This is a genomic window from Streptomyces sp. NPDC049627, assembly GCF_044465645.1.
GTDB lineage: Bacteria > Actinomycetota > Actinomycetes > Streptomycetales > Streptomycetaceae > Streptomyces.
This window is the reverse complement of the sequence record NZ_JBITLW010000025.1, coordinates 31554-49699: the sequence shown is the minus strand read 5'-3', so window position 1 is coordinate 49699 and position 18146 is coordinate 31554. Positions and strand designations below refer to the sequence as shown.

14 protein-coding genes and 2 pseudogenes are annotated in these 18146 nt (G+C 71.3%); 12 read left to right on the top strand and 4 right to left on the bottom strand.

From position 1 onward, the window contains the following. Nucleotide 1: 1 nt before the first annotated feature. Nucleotides 2-2236 carry a CDP-glycerol glycerophosphotransferase family protein gene (locus ACIBU0_RS43565; RefSeq protein WP_398830258.1) on the top strand — a complete coding sequence of 745 codons (2235 nt, stop codon included), beginning with the start codon at nt 2-4 and terminating at the stop codon, nt 2234-2236. 50 nt (nt 2237-2286) lie between these two features. Then, entirely contained in the window at nt 2287-3912 is a 1626-nt protein-coding gene (locus tag ACIBU0_RS43560) for a hypothetical protein (protein WP_398830255.1), read from the top strand. A 98-nt stretch (nt 3913-4010) separates the two neighbouring features. Here ACIBU0_RS43560 and ACIBU0_RS43555 read toward each other — a convergent pair whose 3' ends face one another. Continuing rightward, nucleotides 4011-4424 carry an organic hydroperoxide resistance protein gene (locus tag ACIBU0_RS43555; RefSeq protein ID WP_398830254.1) on the bottom strand — a complete coding sequence of 138 codons (414 nt, stop codon included), beginning with the start codon at nt 4422-4424 and terminating at the stop codon, nt 4011-4013. A 127-nt stretch (nt 4425-4551) separates the two neighbouring features. Between ACIBU0_RS43555 and ACIBU0_RS43550 the strand changes: the two genes are divergently transcribed. The 3 genes from ACIBU0_RS43550 (at nt 4552) to galE (ending at nt 7917) form a co-directional block, all read left to right on the top strand. Continuing rightward, on the top strand, nt 4552-5037 hold the full coding sequence (locus ACIBU0_RS43550; protein WP_398830251.1) for a MarR family winged helix-turn-helix transcriptional regulator: 486 nt from the start codon (nt 4552-4554) through the stop codon (nt 5035-5037). Between the two features lie 186 nt (nt 5038-5223). After that, nucleotides 5224-6891 (top strand): glycosyltransferase, encoded by a 1668-nt coding sequence (locus ACIBU0_RS43545; RefSeq protein ID WP_398830249.1) that lies wholly within the window; start codon nt 5224-5226, stop codon nt 6889-6891. A 42-nt stretch (nt 6892-6933) separates the two neighbouring features. Then, nucleotides 6934-7917, top strand: a complete 984-nt coding sequence (galE, locus tag ACIBU0_RS43540; protein WP_398830246.1) for a UDP-glucose 4-epimerase GalE — start codon at nt 6934-6936, stop codon at nt 7915-7917. 64 nt (nt 7918-7981) lie between these two features. On the opposite strand, the gene ACIBU0_RS43535 is transcribed toward galE, so the two are convergent. Further along, the gene (locus tag ACIBU0_RS43535; RefSeq protein WP_398830243.1) at nt 7982-8191 is read right to left on the bottom strand and encodes a hypothetical protein; all 210 of its coding nucleotides are present in this window, start codon (nt 8189-8191) and stop codon (nt 7982-7984) included. On the opposite strand from ACIBU0_RS43535, the pseudogene ACIBU0_RS43530 reads away from it, so the two are divergent. The 3 genes and pseudogenes from ACIBU0_RS43530 (at nt 8102) to ACIBU0_RS43520 (ending at nt 11092) form a co-directional block, all read left to right on the top strand. Then, nucleotides 8102-9005: pseudogene (locus ACIBU0_RS43530) on the top strand (ADP-ribosylglycohydrolase family protein). The gene ACIBU0_RS43535 and the pseudogene ACIBU0_RS43530 sit on opposite strands and share 90 nt — an antisense overlap. A gap of 216 nt (nt 9006-9221) precedes the next feature. Further along, on the top strand, nt 9222-10433 hold the full coding sequence (locus ACIBU0_RS43525; protein ID WP_398830241.1) for a hypothetical protein: 1212 nt from the start codon (nt 9222-9224) through the stop codon (nt 10431-10433). Next, nucleotides 10430-11092 carry a hypothetical protein gene (locus tag ACIBU0_RS43520; protein WP_398830239.1) on the top strand — a complete coding sequence of 221 codons (663 nt, stop codon included), beginning with the start codon at nt 10430-10432 and terminating at the stop codon, nt 11090-11092. Before ACIBU0_RS43525 ends, ACIBU0_RS43520 begins: the two co-directional genes overlap by 4 nt. Nucleotides 11093-11140: 48 nt before the next feature. Here ACIBU0_RS43520 and ACIBU0_RS43515 read toward each other — a convergent pair. After that, nucleotides 11141-11393 (bottom strand): annotated as a pseudogene (locus ACIBU0_RS43515) (DNA-binding response regulator); the annotation flags it as partial. Nucleotides 11394-11437: 44 nt separating this feature from the next. After that, nucleotides 11438-12076: a TetR/AcrR family transcriptional regulator gene (locus ACIBU0_RS43510; RefSeq protein ID WP_398830236.1), complete on the bottom strand. Its 639-nt coding sequence runs from the start codon at nt 12074-12076 to the stop codon at nt 11438-11440. Between the two features lie 171 nt (nt 12077-12247). Here ACIBU0_RS43510 and ACIBU0_RS43505 point away from each other — a divergent pair, with 171 nt between their 5' ends. The 4 genes from ACIBU0_RS43505 (at nt 12248) to ACIBU0_RS43490 (ending at nt 18022) form a co-directional block, all read left to right on the top strand. Beyond that, complete coding sequence (locus ACIBU0_RS43505) at nt 12248-13168, top strand: ABC transporter permease (RefSeq protein WP_398830233.1); 921 nt, start codon at nt 12248-12250, stop codon at nt 13166-13168. Next, the gene (locus ACIBU0_RS43500; RefSeq protein WP_398830230.1) at nt 13161-13994 is read left to right on the top strand and encodes an ABC transporter ATP-binding protein; all 834 of its coding nucleotides are present in this window, start codon (nt 13161-13163) and stop codon (nt 13992-13994) included. The genes ACIBU0_RS43505 and ACIBU0_RS43500 overlap by 8 nt, the downstream gene beginning before the upstream one ends. A 120-nt stretch (nt 13995-14114) precedes the next feature. After that, nucleotides 14115-16334, top strand: a complete 2220-nt coding sequence (locus ACIBU0_RS43495) for a CDP-glycerol:glycerophosphate glycerophosphotransferase (protein WP_398830227.1) — start codon at nt 14115-14117, stop codon at nt 16332-16334. After that, nucleotides 16331-18022: a glycosyltransferase family 2 protein gene (locus tag ACIBU0_RS43490; protein WP_398830224.1), complete on the top strand. Its 1692-nt coding sequence runs from the start codon at nt 16331-16333 to the stop codon at nt 18020-18022. Before ACIBU0_RS43495 ends, ACIBU0_RS43490 begins: the two co-directional genes overlap by 4 nt. The last annotated feature ends 124 nt before the right edge of the window (nt 18023-18146 follow it).

Below are 18146 nucleotides of genomic sequence, written 5' to 3'. Positions count from 1 at the left end.
CGTGCCCCGCTTCAGCATCATCGTCCCCGTCTTCAAGGTGCAGGGCTTCCTGCGGGAGTGCCTGGACTCGGTGCTCGGGCAGTCGTACCGGGACTTCGAGGTGATCGCCGTCGACGACCGCTCCCCCGACGGCTGCCCCGAGATCCTGGACGCCTACGCCGAGCGCGACGCACGCATGCGCGTGCTGCACCTCCCCGAGAACGTGGGCCTCGGCCGGGCCCGCAACGCCGGTCTGGAGCAGGCGAGCGGCGACTACGTCCTCTTCCTCGACAGCGACGACGCCTACACGCCGGGCCTGCTGGCGGCGGTGGCGGCCCGTCTGGAGGCGTCCGAGGACCCGGACATCCTGGTCTTCGACCATGTGCGCACCCACTGGTGGGGGCGCGGCGGCCGCAGTTCGGCGGCGGACCTGCTGGCCGCGGCCGGCACCGGCACCTTCACCGTCCGCGAGAGCCCCGAGTACCTGCATCTGTTCCTGGTCGCCTGGAACAAGGCGTACCGGCGTGACTTCTTCATCAAGCACGAGCTGCGCTACGCACCCGGCCTGTACGAGGACGCGCCCGTGACCTACCGCTCGATGGTGCTGGCCGACCGCATCGCCTGTCTGGAGCGCATCGGGGTCGAGTACCGGCAGCGCCGGCAGGGTGCGATCACGAAGACGCCGGGGCGGCGGCACTTCGACATCTTTCCGCAGTACGAGGGCCTGTTCGCGTTCCTGGAGGGGCGCCCGGACCTGGCGTGGGCGCGTCCGCTGCTGTTCGAACGGGCCCTGGACCACATGCTGTTCGTGCTCGCGCGCGAGGACCGGGTGCTGCCGAAGGACCGCGGGGCCTTCTACCGCGGGATCCGCTCCTTCTACACCCGTCACGTCCCGGAGGGCTTCACCCCGCCCGACGGCTGGCGCGGCAAGGAGATGCGGCTGCTGGCGACGGCGCCCTACGCGCGGTACGCCGTGGCACGCGGTCTGCACGAGGCGCGCAGGACGGCGGGGAACGGCAAGCGGCGGGTGACGCGGGCGGCGTCGGAGCGGGCCGGGCGGGTCTGGTACGGCGCCCGGTGCAGGCTGCCGCTCGATCCGCACCTGGCCGTCTACTCTTCGTTCTCGCACCGCGGCGTGCTGGGCGACCCGGCGGCGATCCACGCCAAGGCGCGCGAGATCGCCCCGCACCTCAAGGGCGTCTGGGTCGTCCAGGAGGACGCGGTGGACGCGCTGCCGCCCGGCACCGACTTCGTGCTGCCGGGCTCGCGGCGCTACCACGAGGTCATGGCGCGGGCCACGTACTGGGTGAACAACGTCAACTGGCCGGGCACCCTGGCCAAGCGTCCCGGCAGCGTCCACATCCACACCCACCAGGGCACCCCGCTCAAGTACATGGCGGCCGACCTGCTCACCAAGCCCGGAGCGCGGCACGGCTTCGACGTGCCGAAGATGCTGTGGCGCGCCGACCGCTGGGACTACAGCCTGGTGGCCAACCGGCACTCGGAGCTGGTGTGGGAGCGGGCGTATCCCTGTCACTTCACGTCGCTCAGGACGGGGAGCCCGCGCAATGACGTGCTGGTCGGTGCGGGACCGGAGGCGGGTGAGGCCGCCCGTGCGCGGCTCGGCGTCCCCGCCGGGCACACCGTCGTGCTGTACGCGCCGACCCGCCGCGACTACCGGCGGGGCGGCCATGTCGACCGGATCGACCTGGCCCGGTTCGCCGAGGACCTGGGCGCGGGCCATACGCTCGTCGTACGGCTGCACCCGTCGCTGGCGAAGGGCACGGCACGCGGGATGGGCCTGGCCGATCTGCACCGGCGGGGCGTGCTGATCGACGCGACGGACGAGCCGCACGTCGAGGACGTGATGCTCGCCGCGGACGTCCTGGTCACCGACTACTCCGCCCTGATGTTCGACTACGCCAACCTGGACCGGCCGATCGTGATCCACGCCGACGACTGGGGGGCGTACGCGGCGAGCCGGGGCGCCTACTTCGACATCACGGCCGACGCGCCGGGTCATGTCTCGTGCTCCTACCGGGAGTTGGCGTGGCTGTTCACGTCCGGGACGTGGCGGGACGAGGAGTCGGCGCGGTTGCGGGCGGGATTCCGGGAGCGGTTCTGCGAGTTCGACGACGGGATGGCCGCGGAGCGGGTCGTACGGTCGCTGATGCTGGGCGAGCCGGTGCCGGAGCGTCCGGTCGGGACGGAGCGGGTGCCGGCTCCGGCGGCACCGCGGGCTCACTCGATGAGGTGACGTGAGGCAAAGCCGTTGACCCGACCGACCCGGCCGGGAACATACGGCAAATGCCTCAAACCCACACAACCTCCAAGAACAAGACTGCGGGCGCCGCTGCCGGTGTCCTCATCCGGAGGACCGTGCGCGGCGCGAGTGCCCTGCGCGGCGGCCGCAGTTGGCGTCCGACGCCGTACCAGGTCTTCGGTTTTCTGTTCTTCCTGGTGATGACGCTGGCGTACTGTGCCGTGCCGCTGTGCTGCGACGCGGGCCAGCACGCGGCCGTCGTCGAACGCCTCAAGGCGAACCTGCTCCACCCGCGCCATCCGATGGCGGACCTGCCGGGCGCGGGCAGCCCGTACTACTCGCCGTACGCGGTCGCACAGGGCGTGTTCGCCCGGCTGACCGGGCTGGGCGGCTGGGAGGTGGTGCGGCTGGCCGGCCCGCTGAACCTGCTCGTGCTGCTGACCGGCATCGGCCGCCTCGTGCGGGTGCTGACGCCCCGGCCCTGGGCGCCGGTGCTCGCGCTGGGCGCGATGACGCTGCTGTGGGGGACCGAGCGGGCCTGGTGGAGCGGCTATCTGAGCCTGATGTCGATGACGGGGAACCTCGGCTACCCGTCGGCCTTCGCCATCGGGCTGACCTTCTGGGCCTGGGCGCTGACGGGTTCGCGAGCGCGCGGCGAGGGGCTCGTGCGGTACGTGGGGCCGAGCGGACTGCCGGGGTACGCCGGGTACGCGGGGATCGGGGCGCTGTACGGGCTGATCCTGCTGATCCATCCGATCACCGCGGCGGCCGCGCTGCTGGGGGCGGTGGCGTTCGTCGCCGGGTGGCAGCGGGGGTGGCGGGAGGGGCGGGATGCCGTGGGCGTGCGGTGGGGGGTGGTAGTGCGGTGGGGGGTGGCGGCGGCTGCGGCGGTGCTGGTCGCCGGGGTCTGGCCGTACTTCGATGTGTTCGCGCTGGCCGGGGACCGCAGCGTGGACGGGATTCACCGGCAGCTGTACGAGCACCTGGCCGGACAGTTCTGGCTCGCACTGCTCGGGCTGCCGGCGCTGTGGCTGCGATGGCGGCGAGGCCCCTGGCGGGATCCGCTGGTGCTGCTGTTCGCGCTCGACTGCCTGCTCGTGGCGTACGGCTGGGTCAGCGGCCACTACACCTACGGCCGCATCCTCGGGCTCACCCTGGTGCCGTTGCAGTTCGCGCTCGCCGTGGAGCTGGCGGCGCCCCGGCCGTGGGGCAGGGCGCGCCGGGCGCTGGGCGGGGCCGCGGCCGTCGGGGCCTGCGTCGGGTTCCTCACCGTGCAGGGCGGGGCGGTGGTGCCGGGCGCGCTGGATCCGGTCGGGCTGGAGCAGCCGTCGATCTGGCCGTCGTACGCGTGGGCGGCACGGCACATCAAGAAGGGCGAAGTGGTCATCTCCGACGGGCACTTCGCCCCGCGCTCCCTCCCCGGGTACGGGCCGGACCTCGCCGCGCCCATCTGGCCCGACCCCGCCCTGGACGAGCGGGAACGGAAGCGCCGGCTCGCCGACGTCCGCGCCTACCTGTCCGTCACGTCGACCCGCGCCGAGCGCACGGCCGTCGCCCGGCGCTATCACGCGCGCTGGCTGCTGCTGACGCGGTGGAAGCGGGTGCCGGAGGAGGCGGTGGTGGTGGCGTGGAGCCGGGAGACGGGGGAGGTGCTGGCGCGGATCGGGTGACGGGCCGGCGGATCCGGTGACGGTCTGTCCGGTGACGGTTGATCCGGTGACGTCGAACCGGTGACGGTCGATCCGGTGACGGTCGATCCGGGGTGGGGTTACTCGATGACGAGGTCGACGTCGATGTTGCCGCGGGTGGCGTTGGAGTAGGGGCAGACCTGGTGGGCCTGCTCGACCAGCTTGCGGCCGGTCGCCTCGTCCAGGGTGTCGGGCAGCTCCACGCGCAGCGTCACCTTCAGACCGAAGCCCTCGCCCTGCTTGCCTATGCCGACCTCGGCGGTGACGGCGGCGTCGGAGACGTCGACCTTGGCGGCACGGCCGACGAGGCCGAGGGCGCTGCCGAAGCAGGCGGCGTACCCGGCGGCGAACAGCTGCTCCGGGTTCGTGCCCTGGCCGTTGCCGCCCAGCGCCACCGGCATGGCGAGCGCGAGGTCGATCTGGCCGTCGTTGCTGACGGCGCGGCCCTCGCGGCCGTGGGTGGCGGTGGCGACAGCGGTGTAGAGCGCGTCCATGGAAAACCATCCCTCTCGAGTCGAGTCACGGTCCGGCGGCTCTGTTGGCGGCCGCCGCACGACGACAAGTAGAGCACACAATTCAATTGCACACAACTGAATGGCGAGCGCGAGCTACCCTGGAGGCATGACGACCACGCCCACGGCCGACTGGCTCCGCCTCGACCAGCAGATCTGCTTCTCCCTGAACGCCGCGTCGCGCGCCTTCGGCGGCGTCTACCGCGTGGTCCTGAAGGACCTGGGGCTCACCTACCCGCAGTACCTGGTGATGCTGGTGCTGTGGGAGCACGGCGACCTGCCCGTGAAGAAGCTGGGCGAACACCTGCGCCTCGACTCCGGCACCCTGTCACCGCTGCTCAAGCGGCTGGAGGCGGCGGGCCTGGTCCGCCGGGAGCGCAGCGCGCGCGACGAGCGCTCGGTGGAGGTGCGGCTGACGGAGGACGGCGCCGCGATGCGCGAGCGGGCCCTGCAGGTGCCGCGCCGGATCGCCGCGGCGACGGGCTTCGACGTGGACGAGATCCGCGAGCTGCGGGCGCGACTGGACGAGCTCACGGCGGCGCTGGACGCGGCGGCACTGAGGGAAGAGGAGGAGGCGGCGGGACACGGGGCGTAGACGGCGGGGCGCGAGGCGTAGGCGGCGGCCCGCGCCGCCGCAGGGCCGACTTTGTGCTATTAAACGACACGTTCTACTTATTGCTGCCTCATTACCCCTGATGCGGCATTCCGGCAGCTTACGATCCGCGGTGAGGAACTCAACGAGCGATCTCCGACCACTCCCACGATTCCGGAACTCGGCCCCATGCACCCTCGCACCCCCCACACCGCGCGCGACGCGCGGGCCGAAGCCGGCATCGATGTCGGTGTCGGTGTCGTCGTCATCGGCTACAACGACGCCGCACACGTGACGTCCGCCGTCCGCTCGGCGCTCGCGCAGGGGCCCGTCGTCCGGGAGGTCATCGCCGTCGACGACTGCTCGACGGACGGCAGCGCGGAGCTCCTCACCCGCCTCGCCGCGACCGAACCACGCGTCACGGCGGTCCGGCGCCGGGTCAACAGCGGCGGCTGCGGCAGCCCCCGCAACACCGGGCTCGACCGGGTGACCTCGCCGTACGTGATGTTCCTGGACAGCGACGACGTCCTGCCGCCGGACGCGGTGGACACGCTGCTCGCGGCGGCGACGGGGGCGGATGCGGAGGTGGCGGGCGGGCTGTGTGTGCGACGGGAGCTGCCCGAGGGGCGCACGGTGCCCTGGGAGGCATCGCTCTACGCAGCGCACGCCGTGTTCGAGCGCCCCGCACAGCGCCCTCGCCTGGTCCACGACACGCTCTGCGTCAACAAGCTCTACCGCACGGACTTCCTGCGCGGCCACGGCATCCGTTTCCCCGAAGGCCGCTTCCCCTACGAGGACGTCGTCTTCAGCGCGCGCGTGCTGGCCGCCGGTCCGCGCGTCGCCCTCGTCCCGGACCGCGTGTACATCTGGCACGTGCGCCGCTCCGCCGACCGGCTGTCGATCTCCCTGGACCGCGCCAGCATCGCCAACTGGCGGGCGCGCACGCAGGCGTGCCGGCTGGCGTACGAGATCCTGCTGGGCGCCGGGCAGAAGGAGCTGGCACGGGCGGCCCGCGCCAAGTTCCTGGATCACGAACTGCGCATGTACACCCGCGAGTTGGGGTTGCGCGACGCGGACTACCAACGTGCGTGGTGGGCGCACACCCGGGCGTACCTCGCCGAGTACGACGCCGCCGACTGGGCGCACAACCCCACCGCCCCCGGCCGCCTCATCGGCCGCGTCGTCCTCGCCTCCCCGGAGCCCCGCGACCTGCCCCGCCTGAGGGACCTCGCCTCCCGCCCCGCCCGCCTGCTCCCTCCCTACGCCCACACCCCCGACGGCACCCCCGTCTGGTCCCCCGCCCTCCCCCAGGTCACCCTGGAGCCACTGCTGACCCGCCCGGTCCGCCTCCTCCCCCTCACCGTGGACGCGGAACTGCGCCCACGCGCGCGTGCCGCCGTTCTCCGGCTGCGCCTGCATGAGCTGTACGGCAGGGTCGCGCAGGCGGGCCCGCAGGCGCTGGAGGTGGAGTGGCGGTGCCGGGAGACGGGGCGGGCGGCGGGACCGCCCACGACCGTGGCACTCGCGCACTCGGCCGACGGGGGCTTGTGGTCGGCTGAGACGACGGTCTCCTGGACGGCGTTTCCCGGAGCGTCCCCGGCGGGCCGGTCGGCCACCTGGGATTTACGCCTGCGCGTGGGCTTCCGGGGCGGCGCGTACCGCGAGGTCACGGCGCACGCCCGCACGGGCGCCGGCCTGCTGCGCCGCAGAGCCGTGATCACCGCCCGGCACGCCGTAGTACTCGTGCACCCGTACATCACGCACTCAGGCGCGCTGGCTCTCCGCGTGGCCCCCGGCATACAGGGAGCCATGACAGTGGCCCGCGGCAGACTCCGCCGCCTGCTTCACTGGCACTGACACCGCAGCCCCACTGACAAGGACTGACGAGGAGACGGCCGCATGACCTGGCTGATCACCGGCGGCGCCGGTTACATCGGAGCGCATGTCGTACGGGCGATGACCGAGGCGGGCGAGCGCGCCGTGGTGTACGACGACCTGTCGACCGGCATCAAATCCCGCGTACCCGACGGCGTCCCGCTGGTCGTCGGCTCGACGCTCGACGGCGAGCGCGTCGCCCGCGCAATCGCGGCCCATCGCATCACCGGTGTCGTCCATCTCGCGGCGAAGAAGCAGGTCGGCGAGTCCGTCGACCGCCCCCTGCACTACTACCGGGAAAACGTCGAGGGCCTGCGAGCCCTCCTGGAGGCCGTGACGGCGGCGAGAAACGTGAGAGCCTTCGTCTTCTCGTCCTCCGCGGCGGTCTACGGCATGCCGGACGTCGACCTGGTGACGGAGGAGACGCCGTGCGCACCGATGTCGCCGTACGGCGAGACGAAGCTGGCCGGCGAGTGGCTGGTCCGGGCGACGAACCGCGCCACAGGCCTCTCCACGGCATCCCTCCGCTACTTCAACGTGGCGGGCGCGGCCACCCCGGCGCTCGCCGACACCGGCGTCTTCAACCTCATCCCGATGGTCTTCGAGAAGCTGACGGAGAACGCGCCCCCGCGCATCTTCGGCGACGACTACCCGACCCCCGACGGCACGTGCATCCGCGACTACATCCACGTGGTCGACCTGGCCGAGGCCCACGTGGCCGCGGCCCGCGCCCTGCGCTCCACGCCCGGCCTCGACCTCACCCTCAACATCGGCCGCGGCGAGGGCGTCTCGGTCCGCGAAATGATCGACATGATCAACGCCATCACCGGCTACGACCATCCCCCGACCGTCACTCCCCGCCGCCCCGGCGACCCGGCCCGCGTCGTCGCCTCGGCGGATCGCATCGCCACGGAGCTGGACTGGAAGGCCAAGCACGATGTGCAGGACATGATCGCGTCGGCTTGGGAGGGCTGGGTGCGGGCGCATCCGGGGGCGGCGCGGGACTGAACCTCCGGCTTGGCCGACATCGTCGAGCCGCCGTCAGCGGCCCCGCCCGACGGCGGCTCGAAGCTCAGCCGAGCCAGGTCACACGCTGGATGCATACGCGCTTGCGGTAGTCGATGACCTGGTACCACACCATGAGCGGCCCCATGGCAATCACCCGCGAACGAACCGCGCCCTCGGCACAGTCATCGGCTCGGCCGTCGGCGACGCCCTGGGCGCCCCCTTCGAGTTCGGCCCCGAAGGCGCCTTCTCGGCCCGCTTCCCGGAGCTCGGCCACGGCGGCGAGATGTGCGGGGGCGGCGGCTGGGACCCTGGCGAGGCGACCGACGACACGCAGATGGCCGTACTGCTCGGCGAGTCAGTGCTGGAGTGCGGCGGACTCGAACTCCCGGACGTCTTCCGGCGCTTCCAGCGCTTCCAGCGCTGGGCGGCGGCGGGCCCGAAGGACATCGGGCTCCAGACGGAAGCGGTACTGACCGGCGGCGACCCCTGGGACATGGCCGCCGCGCTGCACTTCCAGGTGAATCAACGCGCGGCGGGGAACGGCGCGTTGATGCGTGCCGCCACCTCCGCCGTGCACTTCGCCCGCCACGGCCGCAAGGCCACCATGGACGCGGCTCGGCACCTCGCCGCGCTCACCCACGGAGACCGGGCAACCTGGAAGGTACCGCCATCTTCCATGAGCTGGTCCGGGTCGCCCTGACCGGAGAAGACCCGCTCACCGCCGTCCCCGACACCCTCGACGCGGTCCACCCCGCCACCGCGAGCGCTACACCACCGTCCTCGCCCCCGACTGGCACCCCGACCAGGCAACGGAGTTCAACGGCGCCGTGTGGCCCTGCCTCGGCTCCGCCGTCTGGGCCCTGCGCACCACCTCCTCCTACGAGGACGCCGTACGCGCCGCCGTCGACCTCGGTGGCGACACGGTCACCGTCGCGGCGGTGACCGGCGGGCCGGCCGGGGCGGTGTACGGCATCGACACGGTACCGGCGCGGTGGGCGGCGGCGCTGCATGTGCCGTTGCCGGGGTTCGGCGAGCGGGTGCTGCTGGTACGGGACTTGACCGAGCTCGCGCTGCGACTGAGCGACTGAGTCGCGCACCGCGGCCGTATTGCACTCGATCAGGCCGGCGGCGTGCGACGGCAAAATCCGCACCGAGGTTCCGGAATGTGACGTTCCGCTCAGCCGCAGAACAGGGGCGAATTTCAGCCATAAGGGCTTGATAAGTTTGCGCCGACCATGTGGCCGGGGGCTTGCGCTCCCGGCCTCCTGTGCACTCACTGTGCACTCGCTCCAGGGGGAAACCCAATGATCGCGAGGAAACTCGCCGTGCTCACGGCAGCGGGCGCCTGCGCTGTCGCCGGCCTTCTCAACGTGCCCGCATCCCAGGCGGCGACAGGGGACCCGGTGGCCTTCACCGGGTCGGTCGACACGCAGATACCGCTGGACAGGGCCCTGTTCACGCTGCGCGCCGACCTTCCCGCCGCCCGGACCGCCGGCCTCGCCGACGGCGACGACGTCCCGATGCTGAAGCTGCCGACCGCGGGGATCAGCACCAGCGGCACCTCCTTCAGCGTCGCGGTCGACCCGGCCGACGTGCCCGAGAACTACATCGGATCCAACGGCCTGGTGTCGCTGGAGCTGGAGATCTACGACCCGCAGAGCAACAGCTACGCCTGGACGACCCAGTCCGTGCGGCTCGTCGGCGGACAGTCCACGCGGTCCGCGGGCGCGGCAGGACGGAGCTGGGCGGACCCGCTCATCCCCGGACAGGCCTCGGCCGGCACCCGCTCCGCCGCAAGTCGGCCACCCAAGGTCAAGGTCCACCTGGGCAGGGCACCCAAGGGTGTGAAGAACGCCTTCGTGTCCCGCGCCGACACCTGCCGCACCACGAAGATCGGTCAGAACGACGCCTGGGCCACCATCGGCGAGGGCTACCCGGCCGCCCCCGGTTACGGCACGAAGCGCGGCACGGTGTGGATGACCCACAGCAACGGCTCCGAGATCACCTACGGCGCGGCGGTCACGACGGACGGCCACAAGTGGTCCGCCGAGGGCAGCTCCTCGGTGGCCAACACCCAGGGCTTCGACTTCCAGTGGGACCCCGACAACTTCATGTCCATCTCGTACCGGACCGAGGTGCGCTACTACAAGTACAAGTACGACTGCGGCGGCGTCATCATCAACCGCAAGGTGAAGGCCGCGCTGGAGACCGGCGGCGTCAAGACCATCCACACGGACGGACTTCCGCCGCACTGGCTGTCCCGCTCGAAGTGCACCTTCAACATGCCGTCGGGCACGTGGACGAAGACCACCGGCAAGGCGTACGCCAACTCCGGCGGCGTCAAGATCAGTTCGGTGATCGGCATCGAGCTGAGTACGGCCCGCACCTACACCAAGGGGTCCACGCTCAGCTACAAGATGGACGCCGGACACGACTCCCTGTGCGGCAACACCGACAAGCCGAATCCCGCGTCCAAGGTGCAGCAGTACTACAACCGCATCGAAGAGGAACTGTGATCCGCGGCAGGGCCACGCTGATTCTGGTCGCGACCGGGGCAGCGGTCGCAGTGGCTGTGGCCGTGGCCCTGCTGGTCGTCCGGCCCCTCGGCGATGAGCGGGTGGAACACGCCGACGGGAAGGGCCCGCTCAGCTCCCAGAGCTCCTCGGGCACCACGTCGGTGTACGCGCCCAAGAACATTCCGTGGACGGCGACGTTCGGCAGTTTCCTGCTGTGCTCCGCCGACGGGGATCCCCTCACCATCGACGGCGTCCGGTACCGCGCGCCCGTCAAGCCGACGTCGGTCGCCCTGAAGCTGAGGACCGTAACCCCTCGGATGTGGAAGGACACCATTGACGCGGGCTGGATCGGCGCCGCCGTGGGGCAGCCTCCGCACTTCCAGAACCGGGAGGCACCCGGCCACTACGAGAACGTCCGAGCCGGGGCACGCATCACCCAGAGGTGCGAGGACCAGAAGAAGGACGGCGCCGGTTTCACCGAGTTGCTGTTCGTCCTGGATGTGGGCAAACAGGGCGGCTACATCGACGCGGCATGGGTCGACTACCACGTGGGCGGAAAACCCTACACGCTGCGCCTGGAGTGGAAGATGGTCGCCTGCGGAAACCGCGTCCCGCACACGGTGGACGGCACCGTCGTGTGCGACGGCCGACAGAGCTGACGGTCACCCGAGTCCGTCTACGTCCGGTACGAGGCCGCTCAGGAGTATGAGGAGCTCGGCGACGACCTCGGGGGCCAGGGCGGCGCCGCCGTCAGCGACCCGCTCCAGCGCGTCGAGGAACTCGTCGACCCGGCCGACCCGCCCGTGAGCAGACAACCGACGCCGCTCACGTCGAGGACCGGCAGGCAGGGCATCTCCTTGCCGCGGTGAGAGCGGCGCGCAGTCCCTCGTCACGGAGGTCCGGCGGCATGCGGGCGTCGAGCACGGGGGCGTCGGGGCGGTGGTCCCGCAGGGCGGGCAGGTCATCGCCGCAGCAGCGCGTCGTCCTGGGCGATCGCAGTCCGCTCACAACGCCTTGAGCGCCTGAGCGGTGGCCCGGGCCAGGGCGTCCAGATAGCCCTTGGGCAGCTTGGGGGTGCGGGCCACCACCGAGCGCCAGTACAGAGGGCCCGAGATGATGTCCAGGGCCAGCGCGTCGTCGACGCCGGCGCGGAGCTCGCCGCGCTGTTCGGCCGCCTTCACGATCCCGCTGGCGACGCCCTCCTGCCCCTGCTCCAGCGCCTTCTGCAGAGCCTCGGCGATCTCGGGGTTGCGGGCCGCCTCCGCCTGCAGGTCCGGGATGATCTGCGAGGCCACGGGGTGGCGCAGCGCACGCGAGGTCACCTCGTACAGCAGCCGCAGATCGCCCTCCAGAGAGCCCGTGTCCGGTGCGGGCAGACCCATCACCGCGATCGCGGACACCACGTCGAGCACGAGGTGCAGCTTGGAACGCCAGCGGCGGTACACCGCCGTCTTGCCGACACCCGCGCGACGCGCGATCCCCTCGATGGACATCCGCGCATAGCCGACGGCCGCGAGTTCCTCGAAGACGGCCGCCCGGATGGCCTCCGTCACGTCCTCCCGGAGCACGGCTGCCCCGGCAGGGCTCCGACGGCGCGGACGCGTCTGCGGTTGGTCGGCGTTGGTCGTCATACCGACCAGCATAGGGCGTAGCGACGAAACGGTTGCGTTCCGACGTCTAGTCGGCCTACGCTCACGTTGCGACGATACGGTCCCGTCCCGACGTAAGAGAACGTGAAGAGGAGCGTAAGGAACCGCCGAACCCCACCGGCACCCTCACGCCCACCCCCCGCCCCCCGAACGAAAGCAGCGGATGTGAGCCAGGTCCTCGACACACCGCCCCCGACGACACCCGCCCCGGCCGAAGCCGACCTCAAGGTCCTCGCCGCCCGTCACGGCCTCGCGGTCAGCGGCGCCCGCCCCTCCCTCACCGAGTACGTCCGCCAGCTGTGGGCGCGCCGCCACTTCATCACGGCGTTCGCCACGGCCAAGCTCACCGCCCAGTACAGCCAGGCGAAGCTCGGCCAGGTGTGGCAGGTGCTGACGCCGTTGCTGAACGCGGCGGTGTACTACTTCATCTTCGGCAAACTGATGGGCACCAGCCGCGGCATACCGGACTTCGTCCCCTTCCTGGTGACCGGGGTGTTCGTCTGGACCTTCACGCAGAGCTCGATCATGGCGGGCACCCGCGCGATCTCCGGCAACCTCGGCCTTGTCCGGGCCTTGCACTTCCCGCGGGCCGCGCTGCCGATCTCCTTCGCGCTGCAGCAGCTCCAGCAGCTGCTGTTCTCGATGGCGGCCCTGGTCGTGATCCTGCTCTGCTTCGGCGTCCCGGTCACGGCGTCCTGGACGCTGGCGGTCCCGGCGCTGGTGCTGCAGTCCGTCTTCAACGCGGGCGTCGCGATGATCGTGGCCCGGATGGGTGCGAAGACGCCGGACATCGCACAGCTGATGCCTTTCGTGCTGCGTACCTGGATGTACACGTCGGGCGTGATGTTCAGCATCACCCACATGATGAGCAAGCACCACCACCTGCCGTCCTGGGTGACCCCGGCGTTGCAGGCCAACCCGGCCGCCGTCTATATCGACCTGATGCGCTTCGCACTCATCGACAGCTTCCAGGCGAGCCAGCTCCCGCCGCACGTGTGGGCGATCGCGACGGGCTGGGCGCTGCTCGCCGGAGTCGGCGGCTTCATCTACTTCTGGAAGGCTGAGGAGACGTACGGCCGTGGCTGACAACGCAAAGCTCGCACAGGAGCCGATCCCCACCGTCATCGCCGACGGCGTCGACATCGTCTACCGCGTCAACGGCACGGGCGCCGGCCGCGGCTCCGCCACCGCCGCCCTCAACCGCATCCTGCGCCGCAAGCAGACCGAGAAGGCGGCGGGCGTGCGCAAGGTGCACGCGGTCAAGAAGGTGTCCTTCGTGGCGTACCGGGGCGAGGCCATCGGCCTCATCGGCACCAACGGCTCCGGCAAGTCGACCCTGCTCAAGGCGGTCGCCGGACTCCTCCCGGTGGAGAACGGCCACATCTACACCGACGGCCAGCCCTCCCTCCTCGGCGTGAACGCGGCCCTGATGAACGACCTGACCGGCGAGCGCAACGTGCACCTCGGCGGCCTCGCCATGGGCATGTCCCGCGAGCAGGTCAAGGAGCGCTACCAGGAGATCGTCGACTTCTCCGGCATCAACGAGAAGGGCGACTTCATCACCCTCCCGATGCGCACGTACTCCTCCGGCATGGCGGCCCGCCTGCGCTTCTCCATCGCCGCGGCCAAGGACCACGACGTCCTGCTCATCGACGAGGCGCTGGCGACGGGCGACCGCTCCTTCCAGAAGCGTTCCGAGGCCCGCATCCGCGAGCTGCGCAAGCACGCGGGCACGGTGTTCCTGGTCAGCCACAACAACAAGTCGATCCGCGACACCTGCGACCGCGTCCTGTGGCTGGAGCGCGGCGAGCTGCGCATGGACGGCCCGACGGACGAGGTCCTGAAGGAGTACGAGGCCTTCACGGGCGACAAGTCGGCCAAGCCGAAGCCGAAGACTCCTGTTCCCGCGTGAAGCTCCTACCGGAGGCCTCCCTCGTGAGGCGCAACTCCGGAGGCCCCTTTCATCCTATTAGTGCCACTATGGCGGACACAGGGTCCCCGGCGTGATGCCAAAGGTGAAGGAGTCCCCGCGATGCCCGAGCTCAGCGTCATCGTCCACGGGCCGAACACCCAGGACCGCCTGACCGGGCTCCTCGCCTCCCTGGCCGCGCACCCCCACCCCGAGGTCGAGGTGATCGTGGCCGCGGTCGGCGACTGGGCGCAGGAGGCGGCCCGGGCGTACGCCTCCGAGACGCTGGTGCTGCCCCTGCCGGACGGGACGGACGACACCGTGGCGCGGTCGGCGGGGGCGGCCCAGGCCTCCGGCCGTTGGCTGCAGTTCGTGCACGCCAAGGACGGTCTGCCCGCCGGCGCGCCCCGCACTCTCGCCGAGCGCCTCGCGGATCTCCCGGACGAGGTGGACGTCCTCCTCTTCGACCACGTCCGCTCCACCTGGGACACCTCCGGCCTGCCCTCCGAGGACGGCCCCCTTCTGGCCCGCACGGGTCGCGCCGCCCACCAGCTCGACACCATCGCCCGCACCGCGCTCCGCATCACCCCGCTCCTGGGCAACCGCGCGCTGCGCACCCCCTTCTGGCAGGCGCACGAACAACAACTCACCACCCCCGACGAGCCGTTCGCGGCCTACGCCGCCCTCCTCCTCGCCGACGAGATCGCGGCCCTGAACCAGGTGGCGTACGAGCACTACGAGCTGCGTCCCGAGAGCCTCCCCCCGGTCATCCCCGAGCAGCGCTACGCCCTGATCGACCGCTACGAGGCGCTCCTCACCCTCGCCCGCAACCGCCCCGACTCCCTCCCCACCGCCGGCCCCGCCCCGGACGCCGTCCTGTACGACCTCATGGTCCAGGACTGCCTGCGCACGTTTGCCCGCACCGCCATGCCGGAGGTGGTGGCCAGGGAGTTCTTCCGCCGGGCCGGCGAGGCGGCCGTCCGGCACCGCCCGCCCGGGCACCGTCCCCCCAGCGGCCCCGAGGCCATCCGCCGTGCCCTCCTCGAAGAGAACGCCTACACCAGGTACCGCGCCTTCCAGAGCGCCAACCGAGCCCGCCGCGCCGCGAAGTCGGCCGTACGAACCCGTGGACGCCAGGTCGCCGCCGCCCTCGGCGACCACCACTACCGCAAGTCCCTGTCCCGCCCGGTCGACCCCAACCTGGCGGTCTTCGCGGCGTACTGGAACCGCGGGGTCGCCTGCAACCCGGCGGCGATCGCGGCCAAGCTCACCGAACTCGCCCCGCAGATCCACCCGGTGTGGGTGGTGACCCCGGAGAACGCCCCCCTCCTCCCGCCCCACACCGACCACGTACTCCCCGGTACCCGCCGCTACCGTGAGGTGCTGGCCACGGCGAAGTACCTGGTCAACAACGTCAACTACCCCAACGCGGTGGTGAAGCGCCCGGACGCGATCCACCTCCAGACCCACCACGGCACACCGCTCAAACGCATGGGCGTGGACCAGCTGGACTTCCCCGCGGCGGCCAAGGGCCTCGACTTCCAGGCCCTGCTGGCCCGCATCGACAAGTGGGACTACAGCGTCTCCGCGAACAGCCACTCCACCCGCATGTGGGAGCGCGCGTACCCCTCCCGCTTCGTCTCGCTCGACTACGGCTATCCGCGCAATGACGTCTTCTACTCGGCCACAGCGGCCGACATCCGGACGATCCGCGACCGCCTGGGCATCGCCCCGGCCCACCGCGCGATCCTCTACGCCCCCACCCACCGCGACTACGAGGCCGCCTGGACCCCCCGCCTCGACCTCGCCACCCTCGCCGACCAACTCGGCGAGGACACGGTCCTGCTGGTCCGCGGCCACTACTTCTACGACGGCACGCCGTCCCCCCTGACCGCCCTGCGCCGCACCGGCCGGATCATCGACGTCTCCGCCTACGACCCGGTCGAGGACCTGGCCCTGGCCGCGGACGCGCTGGTCACGGACTACTCGTCCATCATGTTCGACTACGCCAACCTCGACCGCCCGATCGTCGTCTACGCCGACGACTGGGAGACGTACCGCTCCACCCGCGGCGTCTACTTCGACCTGATGGCCGAGCCGCCGGGCCAGGTGGCCCGCACCCAGCAGGAGCTGACGGAGATCCTGGCCACCGACGCCTGGCAGGACGAGGGCGCGACGAAGGCACGGACGGCCTTCCGCCGCCGTTTCTGCGAGTACGACGACGGACGCGCCGCCGAACGGGTCGTACGCCACGTGTTCCTGGGCGAGAGCGAGGACGCCCTGCCGCCGGTGATCCCGCTGGAGGACCGCACACCGGCACCGAGCCCTCGGGAGGCCGTATGAACCCCGAAGTCATGGCCTCCGACGTCATGACCCCCGACGTCACCGTCACGGTGATCGTCCACAACGACGCGGAACGCCTCCCGCGAGCCGTGGAGTCGGTGCGCCGCCAGACCCACGCCGCCGTCGAGATCATCATCAGCGACGACCACTCCACGGACGAGACCCCGTACGTGGCAAGGCGGTTGGCGGCCGAGGACCCCCGCATCCGCCACCTGCGCCTGCCGCAGAACAGCGGCGGCTGCAGCGCCCCGCGCAACCGAGCCCTGGAGATCGCGCGAGCGCCGTACGTGATGTTCCTCGACAGCGACGACGAACTCACCGACAACGCCGTGGAGCTGCTCCTGGCGGCGCACCGCGAACGGGAGATCGACTTCGCGATGGGCGCGGTGGAACGGGTCCGGGAGGACAGCGGCCGCCGCAGACGATGGATGCCGCACCTGGTCGCCGAACGCCGCACAGTGCTCGGCATCGACTCCGAACCCCGGCTGCTCTTCGAGCACTTGGCGACGAGCAAGATGTACGCCCGCGCGTTCCTGGACCGCCACGACCTGCGGTTCCCGGAAGGCATCCACTACGAGGACCAACTCTTCACCACGCAGGCGTACTGTCTGGCCAAGGAGTTCACGATCATCCCGGAGCCGGTGTACCGCTGGCACATCGCGCCGTACGCGGCCACGGACGCGGCATCGATCTCCAACCAGCGCCACAAACTGGACAACGTCCACGACCGCGTCCACGTGCAGCGCCTCATCGACGACTTCCTCGCCGAGAGCGGGCACGGGGCGCTGCGCGAGGACAAGGACTACAAGTTCCTCAAGCACGACTTCCGGATGTACGCCGGGGACCTGCCGTACCGCGACGAGGACTGGCTCGCGTCCTTCGCGGACATCATGCTCCCCTACCTGGAAACCCTCTCCCCCACGGCCTACGCCCGCCTGCCCCGCACCGACCGGGTGGTCCTGCAGCTGATCCGCGAACGCCGCTTCCCCGAGGCGCAGCTGGCGGCACGCGGCCTGGGCCGCGCCGTCGCACCGCGCCAGGTGACCCCTGACACGGAAGGCAACGTGTACTGGGGCGACACCGTCCCCACCACCGACTGGGCCCGCCGCGAACTGGACGTCACGGACCTCGACCTGGACACCCGGCCCTTCCGCAGCGCCCAGTTCCGCCACGAGATCACGGAACTCACCCGCGGCCCCGGCGCGTCGATCGACCTCACCGTCCGGACCTACGACCCCGGCCTGCGCCTCCCGGTGGGCCCCCACCGCGCCAGCCTCCTCCTCACCCCCGGCCGGCGCCGCCTCACCACCCCCTTCCGCCTCTCCCCCGTCCGCCCCGGCATCTTCGAAGGCCAGGTCCACCTGGACCTGACCTCGGCCCCCGTCCCCCACCACGGCTTCGAGGGCGTCCGCCACCCCCTCCTCCGCATCGACCACCAGGGCCAGACCCACACGGCCGTACTCCTGGCCCCCCTGTCCTTCCCACCCCTGACGGCCCACATCAACTACCACACCGGCACGGCCCCCCACCGCCTCACCATCGAACCCGAGGGCCGCGGCCCAGGCCGCCTCCAGCTCCGCTGGCAACCGGTGGGCGTCACGGCAAGGCTGGTACGCCCAGTGGTACGCCACATGGCACGCCCGAGGGTGAGAAGGGCAGCCCGCTTGCTGAGGAGCGCACTGAGATAGAGCAAGGACTTCGGCGCCGGGCTCCGCCTTTCAGCCCCCCTCGACACCGGCCAGCTCCACTCAGCCCGGGGCTCCACCTCTCCTCGCCGGCCGCGTCATCCAGCCCGTCCGACGTCCGAGGGCG